Raw genomic sequence first — 12340 nt, forward strand, 5'->3', positions numbered from 1 at the left:
CCTCGATGAAGAAACTCACTCTGCTCGTGGGGCTCAGCGCCCTCACGTTGGTGGCAGCCTCCTGCGGTACGTCGGACGACAGCTCCGGCGGCGGTACCAAGAGCGACGCCGGCTTCACCGCGCCGAACCTGCCGAAGCTGGACAAGCTCGGCGCCGGCGAGGGCAAGCTGAGCGTGCTCGCCTGGCCCGGCTACGCGGAGGACGGCTCGAACGATCCCAAGGTCGACTGGGTCAGCTCGTTCGAGAAGAAGACCGGCTGCCAGGTGACCGTCAAGACGTTCGGCACCTCCGACGAGGCCGTCAGCCTGATGAAGACCGGCCAGTACGACGTGGTGTCGGCGTCCGGCGACGCGTCGCTGCGGCTGATCGCCGGTGGTCAGGTCGAGCCGGTCAACACCGATCTGGTGCCGAACTACAAGGACGTCTACCCGTTCCTGAAGGACCGGCCGTGGAACTCGGTCAAGGGGCAGATGTACGGCATCCCGCACGGGTACGGCGCGAACCTGCTGATGTGGCGGACCGACAAGGTGACGACGCCGCCGACCAGCTGGAGTGCGGTGTTCGAGGCCGATTCGCCGTACAAGGGCAAGGTGACGGCGTACGACTCGCCGATCTACATCGCCGACGCCGCGATGTACCTGATGGCGAAGAAGCCGGATCTGGGGATCAAGAACCCGTACGCGCTGGACGACACGCAGCTGCAGGCGGTCGTCGATCTGCTCAAGCAGCAGAAGACGCTGGTCTCGGAGTACTGGTCGGACTATCTGAAGGAGGTGCAGGCGTTCACGAGTGGCAACTCGGTGATCGGTACCACCTGGCAGGTGATCGCGAACGTGGCGACCGGGGAGAAGGTACCGGTTCAGGTGGCGGTGCCTTCGGAAGGTGTCACCGGGTGGTCGGACACGTGGATGCTCAGCGCGACGTCGAAGAACAAGAACTGCGGGTACCTGTGGATGGATCACATCATCAGCCCGGAGGCGAACGCGGCGGTTGCCGAGTACTTCGGTGAGTCGCCGTCGAACGGGAAGGCGTGCGATCTGACCGCGGACAAGAAGCACTGCGCGACGTTCCATGCCGGCGACGCGGCGTACTCGGAGAAGATCTGGTACTGGACCACGCCGATCGAGCAGTGCCTGGACGGCCGCACCGACGTCAAGTGCACCGACTACGGCAAGTGGACGCAGGCGTGGACTCAGATCAAGGGCTGACCGCAGCGTCTTCCCGTGGGGCGGTACGGCGCGGCAACGTGCTGTACCGCCACCCGCGGGTGCGGTTGGGGTTGTTGCTCGGGCCGCCGATGTTGTGGCTCGGCGTCGCCTACCTCGGCGCGCTCGCCGCGTTGTTCGTGACCGCGTTGTGGTCGCAGAACAGTTTCACCGGGCTGGTCGAGCGGGACTGGTCGCTGGACAGTTTCCGGACGTTGTTCACGGTCGAGGTGTACCGGACGATCGCGCTGCGGACGATCGCGGTCGCCGTGCTGGTGACCGTGATCGACGCGGTGGTGGCGTTCCCGATCGCGCTCTACATGTCGAAGGTGGCACGGCCGGGACTGCGGCGGGTGCTGCTCGTCGCGGTGCTGATGCCGTTGTGGGCCAGCTATCTGGTGAAGGCGTATGCGTGGCGCGGGATGTTCTCCGAAGGCGGGCTGGTGTCGTCGCTGGCCGGGCTCGTCGGGTTGTCGTCGCCTGGGTACGGGTTGACGGCGACGATCGTGACGCTGGCTTATCTGTGGCTGCCGTACATGATTCTGCCGATCTTCGCGGGGTTGGAGCGGCTGCCGAACTCGTTGCTGGAGGCATCGGCTGATCTCGGTGGCAAGACGGCGACGACGCTGCGGCGGATCGTGTTGCCGGTGATCGTGCCGGCGGTGGTGGCGGGGTCGATCTTCACGTTCTCGCTGACGCTGGGGGACTACATCGCGGTGCGGATCGTCGGTGGGACGAATCAGTTGCTGGGCAATGTGGTCTACGACAATGTGGGTGCAGCTAACAACCTGCCCTTCGCGGCGGCGGTGGCGACGGTGCCGGTGGTGGTCATGTTGGTGTATCTGGCGGCCGTACGGCGTACTGGCGCGATGGAGTCGCTATGACCTTCTCCCGGCCTACTCGGCTCCTGCTGCGGGTCCTGACCGCACTGATCCTGGCGGTCATCTACGTGCCGCTCATGCTTGTGGTGGTCAACTCGTTCAACGCGAACAAGACCTTTGCGTGGCCGCCGCGGGATCTGACGCTGGAATGGTGGAAGCGGGCGGCGGAGAGTCAGGGTGCGCTGGATGCGCTCTGGGTGAGTGTGCGGGTCGGTCTGGCCGCGACCGTCATCGCGCTGGTGCTCGGCACGATGATCGCTTTCGCCCTGCAGCGGTTCGACTTCTACGGCCGCGATGCCGTCTCGCTGCTGGTGATCCTGCCGATCGCGCTCCCCGGCATCGTCACCGGAATCGCCCTGAACAACGCGTTCCGAACGATCTTCGGCTGGCAACTCGGCTTCGCGACGATCGTGGTGGCGCACGCGACGTTCTGCATCGTGACCGTGTTCAACAACGTGATCGCGCGGCTTCGGCGTACCGGCGTACAGCTGGAGCAGGCCTCGGCCGATCTCGGGGCCTCGGCGTTCACGACCTTCCGGCTGGTCACCTTCCCGTTGCTGCGATCCGCTTTGCTGGCGGGGGCGTTGCTTGCCTTCGCGCTGTCCTTCGACGAGATCATCGTGACGACCTTCACGGCCGGCGCCCAGCAGCAGACGTTGCCGATCTGGATCTTCAACAACCTGTTCCGGCCGAATCAGGCGCCGATCGTCAACGTGATCGCCGCCGCCATGATCATCATCTCCATCATCCCCGTCTGGCTCGCCCAAAAGCTCTCCGGCGACGCCGAGTCTCTGGGAGCCGGTCGCTGAGGCCAGTTGCGGCGACCTTGAACACCCAACGGCGACCTTGAACACGTTATTACCTGTTCAAGGTCGCCGTTGGGTGTTCCAGCCCACCATTGGTGGGCTCAGCCCGGGAGGTCCTCGATGTTGCCGGCGATGGTCCAGAGGAGGTTGCGGAGGAGGCGGCGGTCCTCGGGGGAGATGCCCTGGAGGGCCCGGTCGCCTGCCTGGGTGTGGAGCCGGGCGACGGTGTGGGCCACCTCGGTGCCGTGCTCGGTGAGCTCGATGCTCACCTTGCGGGCGTCTGTGTCGCTCTTGAGGCGGCGGACCAGGCCTGCTGCCTCCATGCGCTGGGTGGTGCGGGTGGCGGTGGGGACCTCGACATCGAGGACCTTGGCGAGTTGAGCCACCTGTAGCGAGCCGTGGTGGAGCAGCTTGGCCAGCACGATCTCCTGACCGGTATGGACGCCAGTGCCGGCCAGTTCCTCGCCGATCGCCTTCCGGGCGGCGCGGTCGGCGAAGCGCAGGGCGATCAGGATGTCCCCGCCACTGGCCGGCGCCTCCGGGTCCCAGCGTGGGGGCTTGGCTTCCGTAGTACTCATATGTTGCTCCGGGGAGCGAACGGGTTGCGGGCCTTGAGGTCGCCGATGTACTCCGTCGGGATGGCGGGCTCGCCGCGGCTGAGCTGGCTGGCGCTGCGGGGGAGCTCGTCGCGGACCTTGAGGTGGTGCGCCTGCGACTCGGCCGGCGTGGTGCGGCCGACGATCTTGCCCGCCTCGACCAGCGGCTTGAGAAGCTCGCGGTCGTCGCCGTCGTCCACCGGCGGCTCGCCGACGCCGATCAGCTCGACCTCGGCCACCCCGGCGGCACTTCTCCGGCGCAGGGCGTACTTGCGGCCGCCGATCGAGATCTTGTCGGGGCTCTTCTTCGCCACCGGCTTCATAGCGCCGTCCGCGTCCTCGCGGGCGACCAGCTTGTAGACGAACCCGCAGGTCGGGTAGCCGCTGCCGGTCACCAGCGACGTACCGACGCCGTACCCGTCGACAGCGGCTGGGGCGAGGGCGGCGATCTGGTACTCGTCCAGGTCGCTCGTGACGATCACCCGGGTCTTGGTGGCGCCGAGCGCGTCGAGCTGCTCCCGCACCTGCCCGGCCAGCGACGGCAGGTCACCGGAGTCCAGCCGTACGGCGCCCAGCTCGGTGCCGGTCACCTCGATCGCGGTCTTGACCGCCTGGGTCAGGTCGTAGGTGTCGATGAGCAGCGTCGTTCCCTTGCCGAGGGCATCCACCTGGGAGACGAACGCATCCCGCTCGGTGTCGTGCAGCAGGGTGAACGAGTGGGCCGCGGTCCCGGCGCTCGGGATGCCGAAGCGGCGGGCTGCCTCCAGATTCGAGGTGGTGGCGAAGCCCGCGATGTACGCCGCGAGCGCGGAGGCGACCGCCGCCTCCTCGTGGGTCCGCCGCGAGCCCATCTCGATGCAGGGCCGGCCGCCGGCCCACCAGGTCATCCGGGAGGCGGCCGAGGCGACCGCCGAGTCGTGGTTCAGGATCGACAGGAAGACGGTTTCCAGCAGCACGGCCTCGGCGAAACTCGACTCCACCACCAGGACCGGTGAGCCCGGGAAGAAGATTTCGCCATCGGCGTACCCGGCGATGTCGCCGGTGAACCGGTAGCCGGCCAGCCAGTCCCGGGTAGCCTGGTCGACGATGCCGCGGTCGGCCAGGAAGGCGATCGTCTGCTCGTCGAAGCGGAACCGCTCCAGCGCGTCCAGGAGCCGGTTCACGCCCGCTACCACGCCGTACCGGCGTCCGTCGGGCAGGCGGCGGGCGAACAGCTCGAAAACCGAGCGGCGGTGCGCCGTGCCGTCGGCCAGGCTGGCCTGCAGCATGGTCAGCTCGTAGTGGTCCGTCAGCAGCGCTGTCGTAGCGTTCACAAGAGCAGCCTATTGCGCGGCGAGAACCGATGATGGAGAGAATGGCCTAGTGACCACCGCACCGAGTGAACTCGCGAGCCCCGAGATCGACGAGGCGATCGAGTTGAGTCCACCGTGGGTGACCATCGTCTGGAACGATCCGGTCAACCTGATGGACTACGTCACGTTTGTCTTCCAGACCCATTTCGGCTACTCCAAGGCCAAGGCGGAGAAGCTGATGATGCAGGTCCACGAAGAGGGCAAGTCGGTGGTCTCGAACGGCAACCGCGAGGCGATGGAACGCGACGTCGAGGCCATGCACCAGTACGGCCTGTGGGCCACCTGTGAGAAGTCGTGACGAGATTCCGCAAGCGCAAGAAGACCGTGATCGTCAGTTTCGCCGACCACGAGGCGGACATCCTGGCGAACCTGCTCCGCAACCTGGTCGAGCTCCTGTACGACGGGATGCCGCCGCGCGCCGCCGAGTCGAGCGACCCGCTGGCCGCGCTGCTCGACAACGACGGGCCGACCTCGCCGCCGGAGGACGTCGTACTGCAGCGGCTGCTGCCGGACGCGTACAAGTCCGACGACCAGGCGTCGGCCGAGTTCCGCCGGTTCACCGAGCGTGGCCTGCGCGACAGCAAGGTCTCCGACGCCAAGCAGGTGCTGACCGCTCTGGAGAACTCCCCCGAGGACGGCATCACCCTCGAGGGCGACACCCAACTCGCCTGGCTCCGCGCCCTGAACGACCTCCGCCTCGCCATCGGCACCCGCCTCGACATCAAGGAAGAGGACGACTACGGCGTCTGGGAGAAACTCCCCGACGACGACCCCCGCCGCCTCACCTACGACCTCTACGACTGGCTCGGCTACCTCCAGTCGGCGCTGCTCCACAACATCCGCTGAGGGTTGTCCACAGCGTTGGGTAAAGGCCGAGCGCGGTGCGGGCCGGCCCGCATACGATCGGGCGATGAGCTATCCCAAGGCCGGCAAGACCCGACTGACCGCGAGCCCGGAGTTTCCGCAGCTCGAGCGTGACGTGCTCGAGTACTGGGAGACGGACGGGACGTTCCTTGCGTCGGTGGAGCAACGCGCGGCCGGGATCGACGGGGAGAACGAGTTCGTTTTCTACGACGGGCCGCCGTTTGCGAACGGGTTGCCGCATTACGGGCATCTGCTGACCGGGTACGTGAAGGATGTCGTGCCGCGGTACCAGACGATGCGCGGGCATCGGGTCGAGCGGCGGTTCGGGTGGGACACGCACGGGCTACCGGCCGAGTTGGAGGCTCAGCGGGTGCTCGGGCTGAAGACGAAGGCCGAGATCCTCGAGCTGGGGATCGAGAAGTTCAACGAGGCGTGCCGGGCGTCGGTGCTGAAGTACACCGATGACTGGCAGGCCTATGTCACCCGGCAGGCGCGCTGGGTGGACTTCGGGAACGATTACAAGACGCTCAATCGCGACTACATGGAGTCGGTGATCTGGGCGTTCAAGACGCTGTACGACAAGGGCCTGGTGTACGAGGGGCTCCGCGTCCTGCCATATTGCTGGAACGACGAGACGCCGCTGTCGAATCATGAGCTGCGGATGGACGACGACGTCTACCAGCCGCGGCAGGACCCGTCGGTGACGGTCGCGGTGGTGCTGGAGACGGGTGAGCGGTTGCTGGCCTGGACGACGACGCCGTGGACGTTGCCGAGCAACCTGGCGATGGCGGTTGCTCCGGACATCGACTACGTGGTGGTCGAGGACGCTTCGGGCCGGCCGACGATCCTGGCTGAGGCGCGTTTGCCGGCGTACGCGGAAGAGCACGGCGGGGTCGCCGGCCTGTCCGGTGACGTGCTGCGGCGGTTGAAGGGGTCGGAGTTGATCGGGCTGCGGTACACGCCGCTGTTCGACTTCTTCACCGATGTTTCTCGCTGGGGGACCGGGAACGCGTTCCAGGTGATCGCGGCCGACCACGTGACGACGGAGAACGGCACCGGCGTGGTGCACATGGCGCCGGCGTACGGCGAGGAGGACCAGCTCGCCTGTGATGCGGTGGGGATCCCGACGCTGCTGACCGTCGACGACGGGGCGCATTTCACCACCGTGGTGCCGCCGTACGTGGGTCAGCATGTCTTCGATGCGAACCGGCCGATCATCCGCGATCTGCAGGCGGCCGGTGCGCTGGTCCGCGAGGACAGCTATGTGCACAGCTATCCGCATTGCTGGCGGTGCCGCAATCCGCTGATCTACAAGGCGGTCTCGAGCTGGTTCGTCGAGGTGACCCGGATCCGGGACCGGATGGTCGAGCTGAACGAACAGATCACCTGGGTGCCGGAGCACGTCAAGCACGGGCAGTTCGGCAAGTGGCTGTCGAACGCGCGCGACTGGTCGATCAGCCGGAACCGGTTCTGGGGTTCGCCGATCCCGGTGTGGCGCTCGGACGATCCGTCGTATCCGCGGATCGATGTCTACGGGTCGGTCGAGGAGCTGGAGCGGGACTTCGGCGTCGCCGTACCGGACCTGCACCGCCCGTACGTCGATGAGCTCACGCGGCCGAATCCGGACGACCCGACCGGCCGCTCGACCATGCGGCGGGTGGCCGACGTCCTGGATGTGTGGTTCGACTCGGGATCGATGAGCTTCGCGCAAGTGCACTACCCGTTCGAGAACATGGACTGGTTCGAGCACCACTTCCCGGGCGACTTCATCGTCGAGTACATCGGGCAGACGCGGGGCTGGTTCTACACCATGCACATCCTCGCGACGGCGCTCTTCGATCGGCCGGCGTTCTCGTCGTGCCTGTCGCACGGGATCGTGCTGGGCAGCGACGGGCAGAAGATGAGCAAGTCGCTGCGGAACTATCCCGACGTGCGGGAGGTGTTCGATCGCGACGGCGCGGACGCGATGCGCTGGTTCCTGATGTCCTCGCCGATCCTGCGCGGCGGCAACCTGGTCGTCACCGAGGCCGGTATCCGCGACGGCGTCCGCCAGGTGATGATCCCGCTCTGGAACGCCTGGTACTTCTTCGGTCTGTACGCCAACGCGGCCTCGGCCACCGCTACCTGGTCGGTGTCGTCGCAGGTCGAACTCGACCGGTACCTCCTGGCCCGCCTCCGCGTCTTCGTAGCCGACGTGACCGACCAACTCGACCGCTACGACATCGCCTCTGCCTGCGAGTCGGTGGTCAGCTACCTCGAAGTCCTCACCAACTGGTACATCCGCCGCTCCCGAGAACGCTTCTGGGACGACAAGGGGGCAACCTTCCAAGACGCCCTCAACACCCTCTACACGGCCCTGGAAGTAGTCACCCGGGTGGTAGCCCCTCTCCTCCCGCTAACCGCCGAAGAAATCTGGCGAGGCCTGACCGGCGACCGCTCCGTCCACCTCACCGACTGGCCGCTGGCGTCCGACCTCCCCTCCGACCCCGACCTCGTCACCCGGATGGACCGAGTCCGCGAGATCTGCTCAGCCGCCTCCGCCCTCCGCAAGTCCGAAGGCATCCGGGGCCGCCAACCCCTCCGCACCCTCACCGTCGCCACTCCCGACGCCAAGTCCCTCGAGGACCTGGTGCCGATCCTCCGCGCCGAGGTCAACGTCCAGCAGGTCGTCCTGGCTGAGCTGGACGAGGTCGACGCCCCCGTCTCCCAAAAGCTGACCGTCAACGCCCGCGCCGCCGGCCCCCGCCTCGGCCGCGACGTCCAAGCCGTCATCAAGGCGTCGAAGTCCGGCGACTGGTCGGTCGCCCCGTCAGGCGAAGTAGTTGCCGGAGGCATCACCCTGGAGCCCGCCGAGTACACCCTCGAAACCGTCCTGGCCGACTGCGCCGAGTCCACCCACCAGGCAGCAGGCCTGCTCACCGACGGCGGCTTCGTCCTCCTCGACCTGGAAGTCACCCCGGAACTCCACCGCGAAGGCGTGGCCCGAGACCTCATCCGCACCATCCAGCAGGCCCGCCGAGACGCCGGCCTGAACATCACCGACCACATCACCCTGACCCTGACAGCCGACCCCCCGACCCGCGAGGCCATCGAAGAGCACCGCCACACGCTGATGTCAGAAACCCTCGCCGACACCCTCGCCATCACCGAAGGCGACGAACTCACGGTCGTCCTGACGAAGGCCTGACCCCATCACCTGCGCGGATCCCGCCGCCCACCGCCTGCGCAGCCCGGCGGCGCATAGGGTGGGTTTATGGAGAAGCGGACTTTGGGGCGTACTGGTCGTCAGGTTGGTGTGGTTGGGCTGGGGGCCTGGCAGTTGGGGGCCGACTGGGGTGACGTGAAGGAGGGCGACGCGCTCGACGTGCTCAACGCGGCTGTCGAGGGTGGAGTGACCTTCATCGACACCGCGGACGTGTATGGCGACGGGCGCAGCGAGCGGCTGGTGGGGCAGGTGCTGAAGGAGCACCCGGAGCTCACCGTCGCCAGCAAGATGGGTCGCCGCGTCGAGCAGAAGCCTGAGAACTACAACCTGGACGCCTTCCGGGCGTGGAACGACCGGTCGCGGGAGAACCTGGGCGTCGACACGATCGACCTGGTGCAACTGCACTGTCCGCCGACCGCCGTCTACTCGACCGACGCGGTGTTCGACGCGCTCGACACCCTCGTCCAGGAGGGGCGGATCTCGGCGTACGGGGTGAGTGTGGAGACGTGTGAAGAGGCGCTGACCGCGATCGCCCGGCCGAATGTCGCGTCCGTGCAGATCATCCTCAACGCGTTCCGGCTCAAGCCGCTCGACGAGGTGTTGCCGGCCGCCGAGCGGGCCGGCGTCGGGATCATCGCCCGGGTGCCGCTCGCCAGCGGGCTGCTCTCGGGGAAGTACGACGAGAACACCACCTTCGGCGCCGACGACCACCGCAACTACAACCGCAAGGGCGAGGCGTTCGACGTCGGCGAGACCTTCTCCGGAGTCGACTTCGCCACCGGCCTCGAGGCCGTCAAGCGGCTCATCCCGCTCGTCCCCGAGGGCGCCACCATGGCCCAGTTCGCCCTCCGCTGGATCCTCGACCAGCCCGGCGTCTCGGTCGTCATCCCCGGCGCCCGCAACCCCCAGCAAGTGGCCGGCAACATCGGCGCCGCCACCCTCACCCCGCTCAGCACCGGCGAGCTCAAAGTCGTCCAAACCGTCTACGACGAACTCATCCGCCCCCAGATCCACGACCGCTGGTAGCACCCACCCTGCTGCTCCGCCTCAGCCGGCCGGAGGTTGGGTAGGAAATTGGCCCTGATCGGGACCAATTTCCTACCCGAGTCCGGCGAAGATCCTCCCCGCTTCCGTCATGGTCGCTCATTATTCGCAGGTGACTACGCTCCGAACCATCCAGTATGTGGACGGAGAACCGGGTTGTCAGGGGGCTGTCGGTGGGCTCCGTATCGTGGAGGGGTGCTCACCATCGACCAGGTCACGTACGACGAGATCGTGGCGCATGCCCGTCGCGACCACCCGGACGAGGCGTGCGGCGTGGTCGCCGGACCGATCGGCAGCGACCGGCCGGCCCGGTTCATCCCGATGCTGAACGCGGCCATGTCGCCGACGTTCTACGAGTTCGACTCGGGCGATCTGTTCCGGTTGTACAAGGAGATGGACGAGCGCGACGAGGAACCGGTCGTGATCTACCACTCGCACACGGCCACCGAGGCCTACCCGTCCCGGACGGACATCAACCTGGCCCAGGAGCCGGGTGCGCACTACGTGCTCGTCTCCACCCGCGACGGTGCGGACGAGGCCTCGTACGACGGGCCGGTGGAGTTCCGGTCGTACCGGATCATCGACGGCGTGGTGACCGAAGAAGAAGTCAAGGTCGTCGCGGCCTACAGCAACCAAGGAGACAACTGAGATGGCGATCGAGCTTCGCGTCCCGACCATTCTGCGCACCTACACCGGGGGCGAGAAGGCGGTGAACGGGGACGGCAGCACGCTGGCCGAGTTCATCGACAACGTGAACGGCACCCACCCGGGCCTGAAGGAGCGGATCGTGGAGGGTGAGCCGGAGGAGCTGCGCCGGTTCGTCAACGTCTACGTGAACGACGAGGACGTGCGCTTCACCGGCGGCCTGTCCACCGGTGTCAAGGACGGCGACGTCGTCGTCGTGCTGCCCGCGGTCGCCGGCGGCTGATCGTGCGTTTCGACAGCCTGCTCGACTCGGTCGGCGGTACGCCGCTGGTCGGCCTGCCGAAGCTGTCGCCCTCGGGTGACGTCCGGTTGTGGGCCAAGCTGGAGGACCACAACCCGACCGGCTCGATCAAGGACCGGGCGGCGCTGCGGATGCTGCTCGACGCGGAGAAGGACGGCCGGCTCCGGCCGGGCAACACGATCCTCGAGCCGACCTCGGGCAACACCGGCATCTCGCTGGCGATGGCGGCCAAGCTGCGCGGGTACCGGATGGTCTGCGTGATGCCGGAGAACACCTCCGAGGAGCGCCGGCAGATCCTGCGGATGTGGGGCGTCGAGATCATCTCCTCGCCGGCCGCGGGCGGGTCGAACGAGGCGGTCCGCGTGGCCAAGCAGGTGGCCGAGGAGCACCCGGACTGGGTGATGCTCTATCAGTACGGCAACCCGTCGAACGCGGCCGCGCACTACGACGGCACCGCGCGTGAGATCCTGGCCGACCTTCCGTCGGTGACGCATTTCGTCGCCGGGCTCGGTACGACCGGCACGCTGATGGGCGCCGGGCGGTTCTTCCGTGAGCACAAGCCCGAAGTACGGATCGTCGCCGCCGAGCCCCGATATGGCGAACTGGTCTACGGCCTGCGCAACCTCGACGAGGGCTTCGTCCCCGAGCTGTACGACGCGTCGCTGATCGACGCCCGGTTCTCGGTCGGCCCGCGCGACGCCGTCCGCCGGGTCCGCGAACTGCTCGACAACGAGGGCATCTTCGCCGGCATCTCCACCGGCGCCATCCTGCACGCCGCGCTCGGCCAGGCCGCGAAATGCGTCCAGGCAGGCGAGAAGGCCGACATCGCCTTCGTCGTCGCCGACGGCGGCTGGAAGTACCTGTCGACGGGCGCCTACGAAGGCACCATCGACGAGGCCGAGGACCGGCTCGAAGGCCAGCTCTGGGCCTAGTGTCCGGAGCGGCTCACCGCGGGCGGGCGGTGTGCGCCGGTTCCTACGTCGACGACTTGAAAAGCACCTTGCGGCCTAGTCGGGGATGGACGCCGCGACCCTTGCAGCTGCTGCAGGGACGTTGGGCGTAGCTGAAGAAGTACCCCTTGTGCCGGCCTGCGCCCTTGCAGCGATTGCATTTCGCGTTCGGGTGCAGGGACAGCGAGACGAGGTACAGGGCGAAGGCGGCGAGCGCGATCAGCAGCAGGAAGCCCGTCGGGCCGATCGCCGACGCCACGTCGGCGCTGGCGCTGGTGCTGGACGTGCTCGTCTCCACAGCCGGACCGGCGGCAGAGCCTGCCACCGCGGCGTTGCTGGGGTGCGGATTCGGTGCACCGGTGGTGGTGTAAGCCACCGCGATCTGGACCACCAGGTTCATGGCATCGCTGGGGGCGGTTGGAAACACATCCGCTAAGAGTGGCCTGGGTCACGTCAGTTTGCAATTCCTGAGAGTAAAGATGTGGATAACT

General features: G+C 67.2%; 13 protein-coding genes. 10 read left to right on the plus strand and 3 right to left on the minus strand.

The window, feature by feature from the left end; genetic code table 11:
* Window positions 1–5 precede the first annotated feature (5 nt).
* Genes ABD116_RS34835 through ABD116_RS34845 form a run of 3 tightly spaced genes read left to right on the plus strand, consistent with a single transcriptional unit; the run spans window position 6 to window position 2895 of the window.
* Window positions 6–1208, plus strand: a complete 1203-nt coding sequence (locus ABD116_RS34835; protein WP_343980520.1) for an ABC transporter substrate-binding protein — start codon at window positions 6–8, stop codon at window positions 1206–1208.
* Window positions 1187–2089 (plus strand): ABC transporter permease, encoded by a 903-nt coding sequence (locus tag ABD116_RS34840; protein ID WP_343980522.1) that lies wholly within the window; start codon window positions 1187–1189, stop codon window positions 2087–2089. The genes ABD116_RS34835 and ABD116_RS34840 overlap by 22 nt, the downstream gene beginning before the upstream one ends.
* Window positions 2086–2895: an ABC transporter permease gene (locus tag ABD116_RS34845; RefSeq protein WP_343980525.1), complete on the plus strand. Its 810-nt coding sequence runs from the start codon at window positions 2086–2088 to the stop codon at window positions 2893–2895. Before ABD116_RS34840 ends, ABD116_RS34845 begins: the two co-directional genes overlap by 4 nt.
* A 98-nt stretch (window positions 2896–2993) precedes the next feature.
* Here the strand turns inward: ABD116_RS34845 and ABD116_RS34850 are convergent, their stop codons facing one another.
* Window positions 2994–3470, minus strand: a complete 477-nt coding sequence (locus ABD116_RS34850; RefSeq protein ID WP_343980528.1) for a MarR family winged helix-turn-helix transcriptional regulator — start codon at window positions 3468–3470, stop codon at window positions 2994–2996.
* Window positions 3467–4756 (minus strand): nicotinate phosphoribosyltransferase, encoded by a 1290-nt coding sequence (locus ABD116_RS34855; protein ID WP_425552215.1) that lies wholly within the window; start codon window positions 4754–4756, stop codon window positions 3467–3469. Before ABD116_RS34855 ends, ABD116_RS34850 begins: the two co-directional genes overlap by 4 nt.
* Window positions 4757–4850: 94 nt before the next feature.
* Here ABD116_RS34855 and clpS point away from each other — a divergent pair, with 94 nt between their 5' ends.
* The 7 genes from clpS (at window position 4851) to ABD116_RS34890 (ending at window position 11831) form a co-directional block, all read left to right on the plus strand.
* On the plus strand, window positions 4851–5138 hold the full coding sequence (gene clpS / locus ABD116_RS34860) for an ATP-dependent Clp protease adapter ClpS (protein ID WP_343980534.1): 288 nt from the start codon (window positions 4851–4853) through the stop codon (window positions 5136–5138).
* Window positions 5135–5686: a DUF2017 domain-containing protein gene (locus tag ABD116_RS34865; RefSeq protein ID WP_343980537.1), complete on the plus strand. Its 552-nt coding sequence runs from the start codon at window positions 5135–5137 to the stop codon at window positions 5684–5686. Before clpS ends, ABD116_RS34865 begins: the two co-directional genes overlap by 4 nt.
* A gap of 64 nt (window positions 5687–5750) precedes the next feature.
* Window positions 5751–8891, plus strand: a complete 3141-nt coding sequence (ileS, locus tag ABD116_RS34870; RefSeq protein WP_343980540.1) for an isoleucine--tRNA ligase — start codon at window positions 5751–5753, stop codon at window positions 8889–8891.
* A gap of 66 nt (window positions 8892–8957) precedes the next feature.
* Window positions 8958–9935, plus strand: a complete 978-nt coding sequence (locus ABD116_RS34875) for an aldo/keto reductase (RefSeq protein ID WP_343980543.1) — start codon at window positions 8958–8960, stop codon at window positions 9933–9935.
* Window positions 9936–10148: 213 nt separating this feature from the next.
* Window positions 10149–10601 carry a M67 family metallopeptidase gene (locus tag ABD116_RS34880; RefSeq protein ID WP_343980546.1) on the plus strand — a complete coding sequence of 151 codons (453 nt, stop codon included), beginning with the start codon at window positions 10149–10151 and terminating at the stop codon, window positions 10599–10601.
* Window position 10602: 1 nt separating this feature from the next.
* The gene (locus tag ABD116_RS34885) at window positions 10603–10881 is read left to right on the plus strand and encodes a MoaD/ThiS family protein (protein WP_343980549.1); all 279 of its coding nucleotides are present in this window, start codon (window positions 10603–10605) and stop codon (window positions 10879–10881) included.
* A 2-nt stretch (window positions 10882–10883) separates the two neighbouring features.
* Entirely contained in the window at window positions 10884–11831 is a 948-nt protein-coding gene (locus ABD116_RS34890; RefSeq protein ID WP_425552209.1) for a PLP-dependent cysteine synthase family protein, read from the plus strand.
* Window positions 11832–11874: 43 nt separating this feature from the next.
* Here the strand turns inward: ABD116_RS34890 and ABD116_RS34895 are convergent, their stop codons facing one another.
* Entirely contained in the window at window positions 11875–12249 is a 375-nt protein-coding gene (locus ABD116_RS34895) for a hypothetical protein (protein ID WP_343980552.1), read from the minus strand.
* Window positions 12250–12340 lie beyond the last annotated feature (91 nt).

This window comes from Kribbella koreensis (genome assembly GCF_039525325.1).
Classification (GTDB): Bacteria; Actinomycetota; Actinomycetes; order Propionibacteriales; family Kribbellaceae; genus Kribbella; species Kribbella koreensis.